Source organism: Romboutsia sp. BSD2780061687b_171204_C1 (assembly GCF_015560225.1).
Lineage (GTDB): Bacteria > Bacillota > Clostridia > Peptostreptococcales > Peptostreptococcaceae > Romboutsia_C > Romboutsia_C hominis.
The window spans coordinates 48844-68458 of the sequence record NZ_JADMRK010000002.1; the positions used below are offsets into that span (position 1 = coordinate 48844).

General features: G+C 26.6%; 23 protein-coding genes and 1 riboswitch. Of the genes, 6 read left to right on the forward strand and 17 right to left on the reverse strand.

The genetic code is table 11. The features are described 5' to 3' along the window. Positions 1–112 precede the first annotated feature (112 nt). Entirely contained in the window at positions 113–1180 is a 1068-nt protein-coding gene (locus I2H23_RS05135; protein ID WP_195581222.1) for a hypothetical protein, read from the forward strand. 66 nt (positions 1181–1246) lie between these two features. Here the strand turns inward: I2H23_RS05135 and I2H23_RS05140 are convergent, their stop codons facing one another. Genes I2H23_RS05140 through I2H23_RS05150 form a run of 3 tightly spaced genes read right to left on the reverse strand, consistent with a single transcriptional unit; the run spans position 1247 to position 4138 of the window. Next, entirely contained in the window at positions 1247–2104 is an 858-nt protein-coding gene (locus tag I2H23_RS05140; RefSeq protein ID WP_195581224.1) for a potassium channel family protein, read from the reverse strand. A gap of 6 nt (positions 2105–2110) precedes the next feature. Continuing rightward, on the reverse strand, positions 2111–2860 hold the full coding sequence (locus tag I2H23_RS05145) for a nitroreductase family protein (protein ID WP_166505702.1): 750 nt from the start codon (positions 2858–2860) through the stop codon (positions 2111–2113). A 27-nt stretch (positions 2861–2887) separates the two neighbouring features. Beyond that, positions 2888–4138, reverse strand: coding sequence for a cation:proton antiporter (locus tag I2H23_RS05150; protein ID WP_195581226.1), 1251 nt, complete (start codon positions 4136–4138; stop codon positions 2888–2890). A gap of 52 nt (positions 4139–4190) precedes the next feature. Next, positions 4191–4249: riboswitch (Fluoride riboswitch) on the reverse strand. 148 nt (positions 4250–4397) lie between these two features. On the opposite strand from I2H23_RS05150, the gene I2H23_RS05155 reads away from it, so the two are divergent. The 3 genes from I2H23_RS05155 to I2H23_RS05165 all read left to right on the forward strand — a co-directional run bounded on the left by I2H23_RS05155 (position 4398) and on the right by I2H23_RS05165 (position 6580). After that, positions 4398–4904, forward strand: a complete 507-nt coding sequence (locus I2H23_RS05155; protein WP_195237459.1) for a thioredoxin family protein — start codon at positions 4398–4400, stop codon at positions 4902–4904. A gap of 80 nt (positions 4905–4984) precedes the next feature. Further along, on the forward strand, positions 4985–6202 hold the full coding sequence (gltS, locus tag I2H23_RS05160) for a sodium/glutamate symporter (protein WP_271932939.1): 1218 nt from the start codon (positions 4985–4987) through the stop codon (positions 6200–6202). 72 nt (positions 6203–6274) lie between these two features. Further along, complete coding sequence (locus I2H23_RS05165; protein ID WP_195581228.1) at positions 6275–6580, forward strand: DUF1540 domain-containing protein; 306 nt, start codon at positions 6275–6277, stop codon at positions 6578–6580. 173 nt (positions 6581–6753) lie between these two features. Here the strand turns inward: I2H23_RS05165 and I2H23_RS05170 are convergent, their stop codons facing one another. The 4 genes from I2H23_RS05170 to I2H23_RS05185 all read right to left on the reverse strand — a co-directional run bounded on the left by I2H23_RS05170 (position 6754) and on the right by I2H23_RS05185 (position 10701). After that, positions 6754–8010 (reverse strand): cation:proton antiporter, encoded by a 1257-nt coding sequence (locus tag I2H23_RS05170; protein WP_092925034.1) that lies wholly within the window; start codon positions 8008–8010, stop codon positions 6754–6756. 218 nt (positions 8011–8228) lie between these two features. Beyond that, complete coding sequence (locus I2H23_RS05175; protein ID WP_092925032.1) at positions 8229–8651, reverse strand: MarR family winged helix-turn-helix transcriptional regulator; 423 nt, start codon at positions 8649–8651, stop codon at positions 8229–8231. Between the two features lie 21 nt (positions 8652–8672). Next, a complete protein-coding gene (locus tag I2H23_RS05180; RefSeq protein ID WP_092925030.1) occupies positions 8673–9233 on the reverse strand; it encodes a hypothetical protein in 561 nt (186 codons plus the stop codon). Positions 9234–9435: 202 nt separating this feature from the next. After that, entirely contained in the window at positions 9436–10701 is a 1266-nt protein-coding gene (locus tag I2H23_RS05185; RefSeq protein ID WP_195581230.1) for a GntP family permease, read from the reverse strand. 197 nt (positions 10702–10898) lie between these two features. Here I2H23_RS05185 and I2H23_RS05190 point away from each other — a divergent pair, with 197 nt between their 5' ends. Further along, positions 10899–11444 (forward strand): helix-turn-helix domain-containing protein, encoded by a 546-nt coding sequence (locus I2H23_RS05190; protein WP_092925026.1) that lies wholly within the window; start codon positions 10899–10901, stop codon positions 11442–11444. A 20-nt stretch (positions 11445–11464) separates the two neighbouring features. Here the strand turns inward: I2H23_RS05190 and I2H23_RS05195 are convergent, their stop codons facing one another. From I2H23_RS05195 to I2H23_RS05210, 4 genes are all read right to left on the reverse strand, one after another. Continuing rightward, complete coding sequence (locus tag I2H23_RS05195; protein WP_092925024.1) at positions 11465–11656, reverse strand: hypothetical protein; 192 nt, start codon at positions 11654–11656, stop codon at positions 11465–11467. A 63-nt stretch (positions 11657–11719) separates the two neighbouring features. Next, a complete protein-coding gene (locus I2H23_RS05200; protein WP_166505708.1) occupies positions 11720–12256 on the reverse strand; it encodes a biotin transporter BioY in 537 nt (178 codons plus the stop codon). A 173-nt stretch (positions 12257–12429) separates the two neighbouring features. Next, positions 12430–13860 carry an SH3 domain-containing protein gene (locus I2H23_RS05205; RefSeq protein WP_195581232.1) on the reverse strand — a complete coding sequence of 477 codons (1431 nt, stop codon included), beginning with the start codon at positions 13858–13860 and terminating at the stop codon, positions 12430–12432. A 327-nt stretch (positions 13861–14187) separates the two neighbouring features. Then, entirely contained in the window at positions 14188–14463 is a 276-nt protein-coding gene (locus I2H23_RS05210; protein ID WP_166505710.1) for a hypothetical protein, read from the reverse strand. A 230-nt stretch (positions 14464–14693) separates the two neighbouring features. Between I2H23_RS05210 and I2H23_RS05215 the strand changes: the two genes are divergently transcribed. Then, entirely contained in the window at positions 14694–15455 is a 762-nt protein-coding gene (locus tag I2H23_RS05215) for a lysophospholipid acyltransferase family protein (protein ID WP_195581233.1), read from the forward strand. Here I2H23_RS05215 and I2H23_RS05220 read toward each other — a convergent pair. From I2H23_RS05220 to yqeB, 6 genes are read right to left on the reverse strand one after another with little or no spacing between them, the layout of a single operon-like run. After that, entirely contained in the window at positions 15452–15898 is a 447-nt protein-coding gene (locus I2H23_RS05220) for an MOSC domain-containing protein (protein ID WP_092925014.1), read from the reverse strand. The two genes, I2H23_RS05215 and I2H23_RS05220, sit on opposite strands and share 4 nt — an antisense overlap. 15 nt (positions 15899–15913) lie before the next feature. Beyond that, positions 15914–16381 carry a cyclic pyranopterin monophosphate synthase MoaC gene (gene moaC, locus I2H23_RS05225; RefSeq protein WP_092925012.1) on the reverse strand — a complete coding sequence of 156 codons (468 nt, stop codon included), beginning with the start codon at positions 16379–16381 and terminating at the stop codon, positions 15914–15916. 1 nt (position 16382) lies between these two features. Then, positions 16383–17336 (reverse strand): GTP 3',8-cyclase MoaA, encoded by a 954-nt coding sequence (gene moaA, locus I2H23_RS05230; protein WP_195581234.1) that lies wholly within the window; start codon positions 17334–17336, stop codon positions 16383–16385. Positions 17337–17375: 39 nt separating this feature from the next. Further along, positions 17376–17885, reverse strand: coding sequence for a MogA/MoaB family molybdenum cofactor biosynthesis protein (locus I2H23_RS05235; protein WP_195581235.1), 510 nt, complete (start codon positions 17883–17885; stop codon positions 17376–17378). Positions 17886–17905: 20 nt separating this feature from the next. Then, positions 17906–18706, reverse strand: coding sequence for an XdhC family protein (locus tag I2H23_RS05240; RefSeq protein ID WP_195581237.1), 801 nt, complete (start codon positions 18704–18706; stop codon positions 17906–17908). Positions 18707–18732: 26 nt separating this feature from the next. Continuing rightward, a complete protein-coding gene (gene yqeB, locus I2H23_RS05245) occupies positions 18733–19533 on the reverse strand; it encodes a selenium-dependent molybdenum cofactor biosynthesis protein YqeB (RefSeq protein ID WP_240275685.1) in 801 nt (266 codons plus the stop codon). Between the last annotated feature and the right edge of the window lie 82 nt (positions 19534–19615).

Here is a 19615-nt window from a genome sequence, read left to right on the forward strand (position 1 = left end):
ATTTAGATATTTTTAGGTATATTTTAACACAATTTATAATAATTTACTGTTGAACTGTTATAAAAGGAATTTAAAATATAAAATTTAATACTTATATATACTCTTATAAAGTGTGGTGATTTTAATAAAAAAAATACTAATTCCTATAATTACCTTTTTTAGCTTTTTTGCTTTAGGCTTTAATAACTCAACTTCTTCTAATTACAAGTCTGATATAGTTGTCAAGGGAATAACACTTAAAGTATCTCTTATTCAAACAGCTTATGAGTTATATAATGTCAATGTAAAAAATCCAAAAGAGTTTAATGAAGATTTATATAAAAGTACTTCTTACGATGCTTATAAGCATTATATATGGTTAAAAGATACTTATAATGATATGGATGATGATTTGAAAAATTCTCTTTATGATATATTTACTACAAATGATTCGTGGAGCTACTCTAATGCCGTTATAGGCTTAGATGATAATTCATCTTTAGAAGATATAATTAAAACTATATTAAATGATAATTATTTAAATTTATCTCCTTCTTTTTGTAGGGAGTTTGATAATTTTTTTACATCTTTTTATGAAGATTATTTTAAGTCTTATTTTTATAAAAACAAAGCTTCCTATGAAAAAAAAGCTAATGATATAAATAATCTTTTAGCATCTAAAGAAGTAGATATTATAAATTTTATAGAAAGTTCATCAGGATTAGATATTGATAATGGTTACTCATATACATTTTACTATTCTTTAAATCCTGTTGAATCACAAGGATTTAAAAGCAATAAAAAATTAATATCAACAATACCTAAAAATACGCCTTATAAAGATATAATAAGTATTCCTCTTCATGAGTTTTCTCATATAATATTTGAATACTTTGTTAATAGTGATGAGTTTTTAGATGCTTATGAAAAATTAAAAGATGATAAAAAGCTAACTAAAATGTATGATAAAGTAGGAAAATATGCTTATAATTATAAAGACTTTTGCTCAGAAAACTTAATAGAAGGTTTTTCTAAATTCTTAAACTATAGATACTTTCAAGGGGTTTATGAAGAAAACATATATGTTTATGATTTAGATTTTTATAGATATTTAAGAAAGTTAAATTTTAATCCGCAAGCTTCATCTTTAAAAGATGTTAGTATAAATTTTTTGGAAAAAACATTAAACTTATACCCTTAAGCATCAATTATATACCCTAATTTAATCCCCTCTATATTTATAGAGGGGTTATTTTTAGCCACCATATTATTTTAATGATAATAAAACCTTACACATTGTATTTATCTCTTCTTTAGATAAATCATCAAACTTAGATAACCTTTTTACAATATCTTTTATTAACTCATTTTTATAATTTTCTTTACTATATATTACATTATCAGTATAAATAATTTTAGATTTTCCAAGGCTTTTTTGAATCAATTTGCTATTTTTTTTAATCATTTCTGCTTTTCTTTTTCTTACCTCTTTTTTTATAAAGTAAGTTGATAGTGTAGATGTAACAGAACCTATAAAACCAATTCCCATTATCATAAGTATAGATGCAGTTAATTTACCTAATGTACTTATTGGATATACATCTCCATATCCAACTGTTGTAAATGTAACTATACTCCACCAAAGGGCAGCTCCTAAACTCATATTTTCAACAGATGACATTACGGTTGCACTTATTAGCACAATAATTATTGCTATACCTATAGTGTAATTAAAGTTATTAGTTTTCATAAATTCTGATAGTTCATTATTAGTACGTTTTATTATAGCAAGTAGTCTTATAACTCGAGTTATCTCTGATACTCTTGTTACCCTTCCTACTTTTAGTATATCTAAAGCTCTAAAGACTTTAAATATAGAGTAAAGAGGTATTATAGATATTAAATCTATTAAGTTTTTCTTAAAGAATTTTTTCTTATTTTTACTTTTATAAAGTCTAGTAAAATAATCTATTACAAATATTGACCAAACTATGAAATCTATAATTTGAAATACTAATCTAATTTGATAACTTAAATCTAATGTAAGTTCTAATATTAATATTATAGCTATAACTATAGATAAAATAGCCATAGCCAGATTATATGCAATATATTTTCGTCTCATATATTATTAATAGTATAAATAACTTCCATTTTCAAAGTGCCAATTTCCCTTATAGCCTTTTTCATATGCTCCTATTTCAAAATGAAGCATTGATATTCCTAAATCCACATCTTCATAGTTATGATTTTTTTCTTTTATTACTGCTTTTACTTTTTTATTTTTTAGTTCATATCCTATTTCTTTTTTATTTAAAGCACTTGGAGATTTTTTAGAAAGATTTATACCATTTAAAACCCAATCCGGTAATTCTTCATCTTTTTCTATTATAATATCAGAATTTTTTCCTTTGCTTATAGATTTTACAACTTTCTCTTTTATAGAAAGTTCTTTAGGTGAATGACCTATAGCTATTATACACACTAGCTCTTCTTTATCATTAAATTTAATATGTTTTTCACATTCTTTTTTATCATATGTTCCCCCAATCCAACATGTTGAAAGTCCCATAGCTACAGCTTGAAGTACTATCATTTCTCCATAATATCCTATTTTTTGCTTATAATTTAAATTTTTACTATTTCCAACTAAGCCTATATAAGATTTAGCACCACTTATAAGTCCATAAGATGCCTTAAATCCATTTAAGCCTTCATCTCCATTTTTTATAAATTGTATATTAAGTGAAGATTCCTTATTTATTTCATCTATCAAATTAATTAATGTTAATATATCACTATCACTTATTTCTCTATCACTAAAAGTTCTTCTAGATATTCTTTTGTCTACAGCCTCTATCCAAGCTTTTCTAATTTCCATATAATATCTCCTTTCTATACAGACTTATTATATAGTTTGTATATTTTTTTCTTTTATATTTATGTCCTCAAAAAAATCTTTATTATCACCTTTATGAAGTATTTTATCGCAAGTCATATTTATACCTATAGCTCCTATTGGTGCAGTTATAAGTACACTTAAAATAGCAATAGCTTGCATAATATCACCACCTGCAACTCCCATTTCTAAAGGTATAGAGGCCTTTGCTGATTGAACAGTTGCTTTTGGAAGATATGCTATCATACAAAATACTTTTTCTTTTATTGTTAAATTAGTTCCTATTAAGGATATAAATACTCCTATTGAACGAACACTTAATGATATTGTAAGTATTATAACTCCTACTATAAAATATTTTCCTACTAATGTAGGATTTATAGCTATTCCCACAAATGTAAATAAATAAAGCTTTCCTATTTTCCAAAGTCTATTCATTGTATCTAAGATTTCTTTAGAAATGTCTTTCATATAGTTTCTTATTAAAAATCCGTATACCATAACAGCAAGTAGTGAGTTAAATACCTCTACATGTAAGTTTTTTTCTATAAATCTCATACCTATACATGTTGAAAATGCTATTATTACTTTTATATTTTTATTATCAACTTTAGATATTATAAGCTTACTTATTTTAAATATTATAAAACTTAATACTAAGCTTATTATTATAGTAAGAGGTATTATCATAATTTGATTAAATATAGATACACTTTCTCCTATAGAACTTTTAGTGTATAGTGTTAAAAATGTAGTAAATAATGTTATAGCAACTGTATCATCACAGCTTGCTCCAACAAGTAACATCTGTGGTATAGCTTTATCTTGGCCTAACTTTCTCTCAATTAGTGATACCATAGCTGGAATAAGTACAGCAGGGCTTACTGCTGCTATTATAAATCCAAGTATAGCTCCTTGTGTAAAAGTAAAATCTAAAAATATAGTACACAAAAATGCTATTGTAAATCCTTCTAGTGTTGCTGGTATTATACTAAGTAGTACTGCTGGCCTTCCTATTTGCTTTATTTGAGATACATTTATCCCAAGCCCACCTATAAATAATACTGTAACTAATGCTATATCTTTTATACCTGAAGATACTTCTAGTGTTTCTTTTGGAACTAAATTAAATATAGATGGACCTATCACCATCCCTAATACCATCATTCCTATTAAAGATGGTAGCTTTACCTTTTCTACTAGTTTTCCACTTATATTTGCTAATATCCCTATTATTACCAAACTAATTAATATAATCATAACTTCCTCCTTTATTTTGTAATTCGCAAAAAAATAGACTCCTACCCTTATAAAAAGAGTAGGAGTCGTTAGCTTTCGCATTTAATGGCGAACTCCATCGCCTATTTAATTAATACTTATATATGATATCATACAATGTTTTTATAGTAAATTGTTTTTATAATACTTTATATTATCTTTAGTTTAAATGTTTAATATATTTTTTATATTAACTTGTTGTGATACTATATTTATATACTATTACTAGGGGAGGTTAGTTATGATTGAAATGACTATAAAGGAACTTTTTGATGTAGGAGTAAGTTTTGAAAGTGCTGTAGGGGAAGGTACTAAATCAGAAAGAGCTAGAATACCGAAAAATTATGCTAGAATAAATTTACCTAAAGAAATTGAATCAAAAATAATGAATATTGATTTAGAATTAAATTTTTTGATCTCAGGAGAAATATGGTGTCCTGATTTTCAAATAAATACAACAATACTTAAAAAGTTTTGTGATTTAAATCCAAACTTTAATATATCTGTTATAACTATGGCTCGTGGTAAAAAATTTCTATCTCCTATATTAAATATTGATAAAGAAAATTTTAAAGGTCCTACTATAGTAGTTTTAGATAAAAATTTTAATATTATAGGATACTTTGAAGAAAGACCAAAAGCTGTTAAAGATGTAAAAAACTTTGATGATATAAAACTTGATTACTATAAAGGAAAATATATACTAGATAGCGTTAATGATTTGCTTGATATAATATGTAATATATAATTTTTATTATATTTCCTAGCTAGTACTAATATATTTTAATAAATGGCTTATCTTTTAGCTATATTAGTACTATTTAGGGGGTGTTTTTTATTATTATAGAATTAAATATTTTACAAACATTAATATTAGCTGTTTTTATGCTTTTAATGGGTAGTATTATTAAAGATAAAGTAAGAATTTTAGATAAATTTTGTATACCTTCTCCCGTTGTTGGAGGTCTTTTATTTTGTATATTAAACTTACTTTTAAAATTCTTTAATATATGTACTATAACTATGAATACTAGTTTAATGAGCTTTTTTATTTCTTTTTTCTTTACTATAGTTGGTCTTTCTTTTAGCTTTTCATTAATAAAAAAAGGAGGCAAGGACTTATTTAAATATTGGATACTCTGTGGTATATTATCATTTTGTCAAAACCTACTAGCAGTAGTTTTAGCTAAATTTACTGGTATACATCCCTTACTTGGCCTTATGTGTGGGACTATATCAATGGAAGGTGGACATGGATATGCTGCATCCTTTGGCTTTACTATAGAATCTCTTGGAATTTCAAATGCATCTAGTGTTGGAATAGCATCAGCTACCTTTGGTCTAATATTTGCAGGGCTTTTAGGTGGACCTGTCGGAAAATTTCTTATAGAAAAAAATAACCTAAAATATAATAATATTAATACTTCTTTAATAAAAACATACACAAAAAACATATCTTTAACTAGAAGTACTTCTACTTTAAATTCTACTTCATTCTTAGAACAAATTTTAGTTGTTTTTCTTTGTATAAATATTGGTGAACTTATTTCTAATATAATATATACATCTACTAATATATTAATCCCTACTATAAGTGTATGCATATTTATTGCCGTAATATTTAGAAACTCTAATGATAAATTTAAAATTTTAAATCTTGATTTTAATATTTTAAATTTACTTAGTGATATTTCCTTGGGAATATTTTTGACCATGGCACTTATGAGTATTGATTTATTTAAGCTATCTAGTTTATTTGGCCCTATAATAATTATTGTTGTATCTCAAGCAATTTTTATAGTGTTATTTGCAATATTTGTAGTATATAAAGTTTTAGGTAAAAATTTAGATGCTGCTATTATGGTAAGTGGGCTTATAGGACATGGGCTTGGTGCTACTCCAAATGCATTAGCTAATATGAGTTCTGTATGTCAAATATATGGTGAGTCTAAAAAAGCATTTTTAATAGTTCCTTTAGTTGCTGCATTCTTACTTGATGTATTTACTATGCCTTGTATATTATTTTTTATAAATATCTTTTCTTAAATTTATTTAAATGATTAAAAATTTTTAAGTATTGCCATACTATAAATATAATTTGCTATAGGAGGTAATAATATGGAAACTAATTTACTATGTCTAGAAAAAGAATGTGCTTTCAATAAATCTGGTAGCTGCTATGCTTCTCATATAAAAGTAGAAGGATATGATGCTTACATAACACCTGAAACTTATTGTGATACATTTAGAGACTCTTCTTCTTTTAGTTTGTCAAATTATGGTGGAAATGTATCCTTAACAAGTACTCAAAATATTTCATGTAGTGCTAATAATTGCAAATATAATATAAGTGGTGGATGTAGTGCTTCGTTTGTTCAGATAAATCCACAAAATGCTAACTGCGAAACTTTTATTACAAAATAACAAAATTCGCTTCGCTCATGTCGCCAACGACTTTGTCCGTTGCTCAAAATATCATTTTTTACATTTTCAAACCTATTGATATATATTATTTTCATGAGTCATCAACAGTTTTATGCTTAATGTAATTTCCTTTAATGTAAAAAAAGGATAGATTTTATCAATCTACCCTTTTTTTATGCTACTTGTTTTAATTCTTCAACTTCTTCTAGTACCCCTAGTTTCTTAGCTACTAGTTTTGTTGTACTTGCTTGAACTATAAGAGTTACAAGTATTGTCATAAATACTACTGAAGATATTATTTCGTATCCAGGAAGTTTCATTGATACTATTATCCCTGATAATGCTGCTGGTATTACTCCTGTTTCTCTAACCCACATCATAAATAATCTTTCTTTAAATTTCCATTTAGCCTCTTTATCAAATGCTGTACATATTAAAACTACAAGTGGTCTTGCTATAAACATTAATACTAATACAACTATTAAAGATTCCTTCCAATAAGCAGAAAGTGATGTTAAATCAACTTGTGTTCCTAGTACTACAAATATCGCCATACGACATAATGCTCCTATACTCTCTCTAAATAAGTGCTCTGAATGGAAGTCATGTTCTGGTACCCAAAGTCCAAATATTTTTTTATTTCCTGCTATAAGACCTGCTATAAATACTGCCATATATCCACTACCATGTAATAATGTAGCTACTTCATAAGCTAATGCAACTTTAAGTACTGACATTATTGGTGCATATGAATGGAATATTCCCCATTTTTTGTCTGATATTAATAATGAGAATATATATCCAACTGCCACACCAACAACAACCCCACCTAATGCAGATATTAATAATTCACCTGCACTTTTGCCAAGAGAAAATTCTCCACTAGTTATTATTCCAAGTAAAGTTGAAACTATTATAGCTCCTACAGCATCATTAAATGCTGATTCACTAACTACAGTTTGCTTTATTTTATTTTTTATAGTAACTTGTTTAAATACTGGTATAAGTGCTGCTGGGTCTGTTGATGCTATAACTGCTCCCATTAAAAGAGCTGTCATAATTTCTATATTAAATATTTTTCCTGCAAATACTCCTACAACTACAGTAGATATTAAGACTCCAATAGTTGCAAGCATTCCTACACTTATCTTGACCTTGTTAAGTACTTTTAATTTAACTTCTCTACCACCTTCATATAATATAAATGCAGATCCAAATGTAAGTATTAAATTATTTTCAATAGGAAAAGATTCTATACTAATTAGGTTTAAGACTGCTGGTCCTATTATTATCCCTGCTATTAAGTATAATATAACATCAGGTACTTTTATTATTTCACTCACTTTTCCAAGTACAATACCTGTTATTGCAATTGCAGCAAATATTAGTAACAATCTATTAGTTGCAATTGCTTCTAATGTATTTTCCATAATACCATCTCCCTTTGTCGTTTTTGTAAGTTTTTTGTCGACAATTCTAATTATATTACCGCAAATTGACGTAGTCAACCTTTTTATATAAAAATTAATTTAATTTATTATATTAATATTTCTAACCTTTTATTTTATCAAAAGCTTATATATCTAAAGTCACTTTAGTTATTTTCAAAAAAAGTGTTAAGGTATTTATCTACCTTAACACTTTTTAATTATTTATATACTCTATTTTCATATACTTTTTTAATTAATTTCATATATATATCTTTTTCTTCTTCATCAAAATCATGAGTTACTTTATCAAACCATTCTTTAAATATACCACTTAATGAACCTAAAGCTTCCTCACCTTTTTTGCTTAGTGTCAGCCTATATACTCTAGTATCTATTTTATCTTGTTCTTTATTTACATAGCCAAGTTCTACAAGTTTTTTTATTCCTCTTGTTACCATAGCCTTATCTATATTAAGTTCTATAGCTATTTCATTTAAACTTATTCCACTACGTCTTTCTATTAAAAGTAAGTATCTTAAATTTGATATAGCAAAATCATAATCTTTTAACGCATTTTCTGCATACTTTCTAAAATCTTTATTTATTTCCATTTTATACTTATTTACTAACTCAATTTCCACCTTTTCACCTCTATAAAATTACTAGTTCACTCTATTATATATGATAGGATCTATAAATCCAAATGTTATTTTTGAGTTTTTGTAAAAAACTTCACTTACATATAATGTATCTTTTTCTATTCTCTCTTTTAACACAAATTTTACCTCTTTTGAAAAATAACTAACACTTTCTCCTTCAAATACTCCGTCTTTTTCAAAGTATACCATAGGTGTAAATTTGTTAGATTCTTCTAGAGTATTATAATCTAATTTTAAATCTAAGTTATCATTTCTAAAATCTTCTTTTGATATATTATTAGGTATTTCATATGATTTTAATACTACTTGATTATTTTCATTTAATTCAAATAAAAATAAATGAGGTAATATATTTTTTCTCTCTCCCATTTCATAATAGCTTTCTTCTATTATAAAATATCCTTTAAAGTCTTTTGGTAAATTTATTATTTTATCATTTGCTATACCATTTATATGCTTAGCTTTTGGGTGAGTTAAATTACCTTCTTGTTTTTGTTTATGTATTTGTTTATCATTATTAAATACTCCACATAAATTTTTTACAAACATTTCTAATACATTCATACATATTCCTCCTTTTTAGTTGATACAATCAATAATTTTTATTGATATTTATACCCCATTCTTATTTTTTCTACCAATTGAAAAATATTTTTTATTACTTTTATACTTATGTAATATATTGCTATTATTTATATTATCATTTTTTAGATAAAAAGGTGAATTTATATTCACCTTTTTTATTTAGACAATTTAATTAATATATTTATTTAAAAAACATAATATTTATTAAAGTCGATACTACTGTCATACTAAACCCTACCATAATCTCATAAGGAAGTAATGCAAATCTCTCTTTTATACCCATATTTACACTCTTTGCACTTGTATGAAATAATGATCCATGAGGTAACTGCTCAAAAGCACTAGAACCTGCATTTACAATGCTTGCTCCATTTAAAGCTGAAAATCCTGAACTTATTATAGCTTCTTTAAAAGTTGATGATGCTATAGTTGCTCCTGCTGTTGATGATGCCGTTGCTAAAGACATTAGCATCCCAGATATTGGTGCTAATAAAAATTGTGGTACGCTTAATACTTCAAGTACAGTTATTGTACTATTTTGAAGATTAGACATTTGTATAATACCTGCAAGTGTTCCTGTTCCTATTAATAATATACATACTCCTTGCATTTGGCTAACTCCATAGGCTAAATAGTTATTTAACTTTTTAATATTTCCTGTTGCAATTACACAAACTATTCCTCCTAAAGGTAGTGCTATTAATGGATCTATGGAAACACTAGATATATTACCTAGAAATAATAACCATATAGATACTAAAGGCCCTATCAAAGATCTAAATAAAGTAGGCATTTCCTTTTTTTCTTGTAATATATTACTTTGTTCAAACTTGCTACCTTTATCTATAATCAACTTAGTTAATATTACAGTTATAAATATTCCACATATAGCAGGCACTATATTTGATGCCATTACATTTGATAAAGTTATATTAAAATTTTCTGATACTGCTAAAGTGTTTGGATTTGGTGATATTATATTTCCAGCCTTTCCTCCTCCAGCTAAAGCTAAAAGTATAGATATTTTAGAATAAGATAACTTATTTCCTATGTACATACCTATAGGTGCAACAGTTATAATAGCTACATCTAAGTTAACCCCAACTCCTGCTAAAACCATAGTTGATATAGCTATTCCTAAAATGGCTTTATCTGTTCCTAATAACTTAATTATTTCTTCAGATATCTTATTTACTGATCCTGTTTTTATCAAACATCCTGCTAATACTCCTGATGCTAAAACTCTTAATATAGATGGTGATATATCTTTTGCTCCATTTATCATATACTCTACAGTTTGCGATAAATGACAACCTCCAATCAATCCTCCAATCAATCCTCCAACTAAAGCTCCTAACATTAAACTATACACAGGTTGAAATTTCTTAATTATAAGAATTATAGCTGTAAAAAGTCCAAATATTGCCCCAAAAGTTGTTATCTGCATATAAATCCTCCTGTTAAATTACATTAAACTAATTAAATTTTATTTAATAAATTTAATATAATTTTATGTTTTTACTACTATTTTGTCAACTATATATTAATTAATTAAATTTTATTTAACATTTATTAATATGCATTTTATGCTATAATAAATATATTGTTTAAGTTTTATAAAAATTTTAACTAAGGTGATTAATTATGAATGATTTAAATATTGGTATTAAAATCTGTGAAATAAGAAAAAAACAAGATTTAAGCATAAGAGACTTAGCTAAACTAGCAGGTGTTACACCATCTTTGCTAAGCCAAATAGAAAGAGGGCTTGCTAATCCATCAGTTAATTCATTAAAATCTATAGCCTCTGCTTTAAATGTTCCACTATTTACTTTCTTTATGTCTGAAGTTGATAAAAGAAATTTAATAGTCAGAAAAGATAATAGAAAAAAAGTTATTCTTCCTGGAAATAATGATGTAGTCTATGAAGTATTATCTCCAGAAATTAATGATAATTTTGAATTTGCTATAATGAACCTATCTCCTAACACTAGCTCTTGTACTAATTTTATAGAACATAAAGGATATGAGATAGCTTATATATTAAGTGGTGAAGCTAACCTATACATAGATGAAGATAAATTTACTTTATATGAAGGTGATAGCGTTAAAGTTCCTATTGGTTCTAGACATCGTTGGGAAAATATAACAAATAATGATACTAAAGTAATATTTGCCGTTATATTATAAAAAGAGCCTAATGGCTCTTTTTATCTATGTTTTAAATATACACTATATTCTTTTATTGTTTCATTTATATTTATAGTTATTAAATACTCGTTATAGTGTGCATTATAAGGCTGTTTATATTTTAAGTTTATTACAAATTCACTATCTTCTAATTCTAATAACTCACTATCTTTTAAAAATTTTCTTTCTATCAATTCTAAAACTCTTTCCAAATAAATCTCCCCCTATAAGTATTTACCACTTATATACCCATTAATATATTTTACTATCTCTGTTTATATATTTTTAAAGTTTATCCTTTTTCTTATACATTTTCCAAGTATATACGCTAATCCTACTTTTATAAAATCTACAATTAAAAATGGTACTACACAAGTTAGTAGACCTTTAAAAAAACTTACTCCTGCTATTAAGCTAAATTGAAAAGTACCTATTATATAGCTTATAAAAAGTGCTATTAACATTGAAAGTAAAAGTAATATATTATTTTTATATTTTTCAAAAAAATATCCAACAATATATGAAACTATAGGAAATGATATTAAGAAACCTCCTGTAGGTCCAACTAATACACCTATTCCTCCACCCATTTGAGAAAATACAGGTATACCTATTAGTCCAAGGCTTAAATATATAACTTGAGATAAAAAACCTAACCTAGGACCAAGTAATATTCCACAAATCATAACAGAAAACATCTGCATAGTAAGTGGTACAGTTGTAAAAGGTATTGGTATTGATATTTGAGCAAGTATAGCTGTTAAACTTGCAAATATAGAACATATAACTAATTCTTTAGTTGATAATTTCATATTTTTCTCCTTAGTATTTATACTATAAAAGGATTATACCAAAATTAACTACATTTTAGTACAATCCTTTAAAACTATATATTACTAACTTTTCTTTATTATATCTTTATTTAACTATTTTTTATAACTTTAAATAAAAACACCATAGCAATTTTGCTATGGTGCCTTATTTATTATAAAACTCTCTTAGCTCCTACGTGAGCATTTTTCCAGTAACTATTGTTTATACTAGTCTTTTGAACTACATCTCCTGGTTTTGGAGCATGTATCATTTGTCCATTACCTATATATATACCAACATGAGTTATTCTTCCACTTCCATCAGTACTAGAGAACATTAAGTCTCCTGGTTGTAAGTTATTCCAACTTACAGATCTACCTACACTATATTGAGCTGTTGAAACTCTAGGTAATGTTATTCCAACTTGCTTATATACATAGTAAGTTAATCCTGAACAGTCAAAGCTATTAGGTCCTTCTGCTCCCCATACATATGGCTTTCCTAGTTGTGCCATAGCTGTGCTTAATACCTTTTGTACTTTGCTTTGAGATGTTTGTCCATTGTCTGAACTACTATTACTTCCTGAACCTGTATTTGAGTTAGATAAGCTTATATAGCTTGAACTTCCCCATCCTACTTTTCCATTTGATAATTTTACTTTATACCATCCATTTGAGCTTTCTAATATATCTACTCTATCACCTTGATAAGCTTTAGTTATTACGCCATAGCTAGTGCTTGGGCCACTTCTTATATTTAAAGCTGCTGTTGTTATTGTTCCTTTTTTACCTGTAACAGGTGTAGAAATTTCTCCACCATTATTTGCATTATTTCCTGAACCTGCACTTGAGTCAGATAAGCTTATATAGCTTCCACTTCCCCATCCTATTTTTCCATTTGATAATTTTACTTTGTACCATCCATTTGAACTTTTTTCTAATATTTCTACCTTATTTCCTTCGTATACCTTAGTTATTATACCATAGCTAGTACTTGGGCCACTTCTTATATTTAAAGCTGCTGTTGTTATTGTTCCTGTTTTTCCTGTAACAGGTGTAGAAGTTTCTCCACCGTTATTTGCATTATTTCCTGAACCTGCATTTGAATCAGATAGGCTTATGTATCCACCATGACCCCATCCTGATTTTCCATTTGAAAGTTGCACTTTATGCCATCCATTTGAGCTATCTAATATCTTTACTTTATCTCCTTGATAAGCTTTAGTTACTATAGAGTGAGATGTAGATGCACCGCTTCTTATATTTAAAGCTGCAGTTGTTATTGTACCTATCTTTCCTGTAACTTGGTTTGAGCTATTGTTACTGCTAGATCCAGATACACTTATGTAGTTTCCACTTCCCCATCCTATTTTTCCATTTGATAGTTTTACTTTATGCCATCCATTTGAGCTTTCTAATATTTCAAGTTTATCTCCTTGATGAACTTTTGTTACTATTGAGTAACTTGTACTAGGTCCACTTCTTATATTTAATGTACTAACTGTTACAGTTCCTGTTTTTCCATCTGCAAACGCACCTGTAGTCCCCATAGCTAGTCCTACTGTAGTAGCACAAACTGCTACTGCCACTTTTCTATCTAACATTTTAAACCTCCCATTTTTATTTCTTATACAATATATAATTTAAAGTTTTTATTCTCAAAATAATTCTTATATATATTATATACTTTATTTGTAAATTTGTTATGAATTTTTTTACATTTTTTATATTTTTTTATATTTTTTTCATTATTTTTAGTAAAAATGGGTATAATATTGTTTGATTTTTAATTTTAATTAATTCTTTTTACTATTTCGTATATATCCTTGTCGAATTATAGTATCATTTCTAACTTTTTTATTTATTATATTTATCTTTTTATTGCTATATTATTTTTTATAAAAAAATAAAACACTAAGAAATTCTTAGTGTTAATCTAATATTATTTTTATAATATCTCCATTCTTTCTTTCTAGGTGTGCAACTTCACCACTTATATTTTCATCTAATGCTCTTGTAACTAAGCTTATAAGTTTTTTACCATCGACTATATCATCTAAATCATTAAAAAAGTCTAGTGCATTATTTTGTATCATTTTTTTTACAAAGTTTACGGGTAATTTTATATGAATTTTATCTCCATTATGAGATAAGACTTTTACTCTTAAAAGCTTTTCATCATATACTCTTTTTATACTTTTCCCCATATAAATACTCCTTAATACTATATTTTCTTAAAATTTTTAATTACATATTTCCAAAATTATGTTTATTAAAATCCTTTAAGGGAATATAATTTTTATGTAATATAAAAACTTATACTTAATCTATATTTTATACATACTTTTTTTATTACTAATTGAACATTTTTTTATTTTGAGTTTATAATAATTTTATGCTAAAATCTTTAATTATAATATTTAAGGAGATGAAAGTTTTGTTTAATTATATAAAATTTGCAATTTATCAGTTAATTGGCTTTCTAGGAACTTTACCTAAATTGCTTAAATATAAAAATAATCCTGATAAATATACATCAAATGAACAATTTGATGTATTAAAATCACATGCTCTAAAATCACTAAAGTTAGTTGATATAGATGTAAATATTTTAGGAAAAGAAAAAATCCCTAATGAGCCAGTTTTATTTGTTGTAAATCATTCTAGTATGTTAGATAGTTTTATACTAATTTCTAGTGTAGATAGACCTATTGGGTGTGTTATAGCAGATGAGCCTATTTGGAGAAATATTCCTATTTTAAAAGATTGGACTAAACTTATAAAATGTGTATACATAAATAGAAAAAATAATAGAGAAGGCATAAAAAGTATTATACAAGCATCTAATAATATAACCTTAGGACACAGTATGGCAGTATTCCCAGAGGGTGATTTAACTTGGGTAAAAGAACCTAATTCTTTAGTATCAACTTTTAGAAGTGGTGCTTTAAAAATAGCTTATAAGGCAAATTGTCCTATAGTTCCTTTAGTTATAAAAAACTCTCAAGGTATTTATGATGGCTATGAACCTATCGGTAAAATTCACTCAAAATCTATAGAGGTTGAATTTTTAGACCCTATATATAAACATATAGAAAATACTAAGTTAAAATCTAGTATATTAGCTGACCATATAAAAAATAAAATGGAATATAAAATGTTAGAGTTTAACTATAAAGAAAAAAAGAGTATGGCTTAAACCATACTCTCTTTTAATACTTTTACTTCATCACCTATATTTATAGTTCCTTCACTTATAACTTTTACAAATATACCTTCTCTAGGCATAACACAATCACCTGTAGTTCTTTTTATTTCACATCCTCCATGGCACTTTTTGCCTATTTGAGTTACTTCTACTTCACATTCACCTAGAGTTAATCTAGTTCCTACAGGAAGTTTGTATACATTTATTCCTTCTGTTGTTATATTTTCTGCAAAATCACCAAATTTTAAATGATCAAATCCTCTTTCTCTCATTTTATCTATACTTTCTTTAGCTAGTAAAGATATTTGTCTATGCCAATTTCCTGCATGTGCATCATTAACTATCCCATGATTTATTTTTAAAATAGCTTTATCTACAGGTACTTTTACTACACCTTTTTTTTCACTTATATTTATAGATACGATCTTAGCCATATTCCCCATCCTTTTTTAAAATTTAAAATTTCCAGACTTACCGCCACTTTTTTCTAGTAGATGTACATCCTTTATTACCATTTTTTTATCTATAGCTTTGCACATATCATATATTGTAAGTGCTGCTATTGTTACTGCACTTAAAGCTTCCATTTCAACACCAGTTTTTCCAACTGATTTACATGTTGCATATATATTTATTATATTCTCTTTTTCATCTATATTAAAATCTAAATCACAACCTACTAAATTTATCTGATGACACATAGGAATATTCATTGGTGTATTTTTAGCACCCATTATTCCTGCAACTTGTGCTACTGATAATACATCACCTTTTTTAACTTGTCCATTTAATATCTTATCTATTATTTCTTCACTTACTAATATGCTAGCTTTTGCAGTTGCAGTTCTTTTTGTATTTTCTTTATCTCCTACATCAACCATTTTTGCATATCCCTTTTCATTTATATGAGTTAGCATATTATCCTCCTATTTGATACATACTCCTTTTAGTATCACTAACTTTATTTTCATTTAAGTAGTGTCTTTCTGGCTTGTCTAATATTATCTCTTTTAATACTTCTCTAAAAATTAATGGCTTATTTAGGTAGTATTTTATATCATACTCTTCTTCTGAATGAAGACATAATTTAATAGTTCCATTTTGAGTTATTCTTATCCTATTACACTCACTACAAAACGAACATGACATAGGAGTTATTATTCCAACTCTTCCCATTGAATCTTCTAATTTGTAGTATTTAGCAGTAGAATTTTCACTACTTTCTATTTTATATAATCCATCTATTTGACTTATCACATCTTGTATATTAACATATCCATTTCTATATATTTTACTAGCCTCTCCTAAAGGCATAAGTTCAATAAATCTTACATCAATATTATTAAATTTTGTCATAAGTATAAAATCTGTTATTTCATTTTCATTAAATCCATTTATAAGTACACAATTTATTTTAACTTTCATTCCAAGTTCTAAGCATCTAGATATGGATTTTAATACTTCTTTTATATCTCCATTTCTAGTAATACTTTTATATTTATATTCTTTTAATGAATCTAGACTTATATTTACAGTTCTAAGACCACTTTCATATAATTCATATGCCATATCATAAAGACCTATTCCATTAGTAGTTATAGCTACATCTTTTATATTACATTCTTCATAAGTGTATCTTATAATTTCTGATAAACCTTCATATAATAAAGGTTCTCCTCCTGTAAATCTAATTTTTGTTATTCCTATTTGTGATAATCCATTTATAATAAATTTATAATCATCTAAACTAAGTGTATTTTCGTATTCATTAAAGCTTACATCATCTGGCATACAATAAACACATCTTAGATTGCATTTTTCAGTTAAAGAAATACGTGCATAATTTATATTTCTTCCATATTTATCAATCATAACTAGCTACCCTCTTTTTTGCCTATTTTATATAACTAATTATATACTATTTTTAGTTGTAGTGGCACATTCTGTTGCCTCACCTTTTAATATTTCTATTCCATGGGGTAATACATCTAATACAAACCCTAAATTTTCTATTGCACCTTTAGGGCTTCCTGGTAAGTTAATTATAATAGAATTGTTTCTTATACCACTTATTCCTCTACTAAGTATTGCTTTTTTAGTTATTTCACTAGATTTTAATCTCATATATTCACTTATACCTGGAATTTCCCTTTCTAAAACTTCTTTTGTAGCTTCTGGTGTTGTATCCCTTTTAGAAAAACCAGTTCCCCCATTAGTAACCACTAAATCAGCTATATTATTATCACAAATATTTATAAGTTCTTCTTTTAACATGCCCTTATCATCTTTTAACAGATTATAATGTACTACTTTGTATTCATTACTTTCTTCTATATACTCCTTTAGCTTTTTTCCCGTTATATCTTCTCTTTCTCCTATATATCCTTTATCACTAAGTGTTACTATAGCTACTTTAAACATATTTACCTCCCAATTTTATATTATTTAGTATGTTTTCTATGTGATAATTCCCCTTTATTTTTTACTAATAATAATTCAGCCATTATACCAAAGGCTATTTCTGAAACATCATTTGACGATATATTAAGACCTACAGGTGCATATACCTTATCTAATAATTCTTTTTCTACACCTTCTTTTAAAAGTTCTCCTTTTAATGTATTCCACTTTTTCTTACTTCCTATCATGCCTATATAAGAAGGATTTTTCTTTATTATTTCTCTTAATGCCTCTAAATCTTTTTCATATCCTCTAGTTGCAATTATTACGTATGTATTTTCATCTATATTTATATCATTTAATATATTATCTATATTTCCAGAATATACTTCATCTGCACTTTCAAATCTTTCTTTATTTGCAAATTCTACTCTATCATCTACTATTATTTTATAAAAGTCTAATGTATTTGCAATTTTATATATATTATAACCTATATGACCTCCTCCGACTATTAAAAGTCTTGGTCTTGGTTTAAATACTTTTATAAAGCCGCAAACCCTTCCACCACACTGCATAGGAGTATCTTTAGAATTTTCATCTAAAGCATGTTTAAATGCTCTATCAAACCCACTATCTAATGCTTTTTTACATTCAATTATCACTTCGTGTTCTAATATTCCTCCGCCTACAGTTCCTAGTATACTTTTATCGTTAAAGTACGCTAGTGTAGCACCTACTTTTCCTGGACTAGAACCTTTTACTTCCGTTATAGTTGCAAAAGCTACCTTATTTCCACCTTTCACTTCTTTACTTATTCTGTCTAATATCATCTCATCCATAATTACTTCTCCTATCTAGCTTTTGACTATTTATTATAAAATCTTACAACTTCCTCTAAAACACTTCCAGCTATACATCTAGCTTTATCTGATATTGTATAACAATTATTAACTTCTTCAATTCTTGGGTCTATATCTAGTATTTTTAATCCTTTTACTATATTAGACTTATTTCTTATAATTCCTCTTAAAACTCCATCTATATTTGCTTTTACATCAATTTTTTCATTATCTTTGTTTATTATATAAGCTAGTACTTCTCCTTTTTTTACTACACTTCCTATACTAGCTATATTTTCTATAATACCACTTTCTTTTGCATACCCGACTCTTTCTTTTCCTATACCATTTATAACTCCTGGTGTAGATGTATTTTTTAGAGCATATCCACTATTTATGATTTTTCCTAAATTATGACCCCTCATAGTTTCAATTACTATATCTACATCTTTACCCGCACAAAATCCTGGACCTAATGCAATAGTAAGCTTAGCCATATCTTTATTTGTCCCTAAATTTTTTTTAGCTAGAATACAATCTATTACTATATCCGGTTTTAAATATTTTATATACTCTCCTTTTTCATCAACAACTAAAGCTACATTCTTATCTTTTATAGCTTTTTTTATCTCCTCTATATTATTACAAAGCTTTGCACAAACACCTTCAACACTAAATTCTCCTTCATAAACAGCTTCACTAAAACTTACATTTCGCCTTATTGCCAATGGTTTTTCAACTTCCAAACAAACCACATCAAACCCACATCTATTTAATCTATGTATTACTCCACTGGCTAAATCTCCTGCACCTCTTACTACTATCATATTTCGACCACCCTTCCAAACATTTATCAATATAAATATTTTTATTAATAGTATTATACAATACATTTATATTTTTTAATAC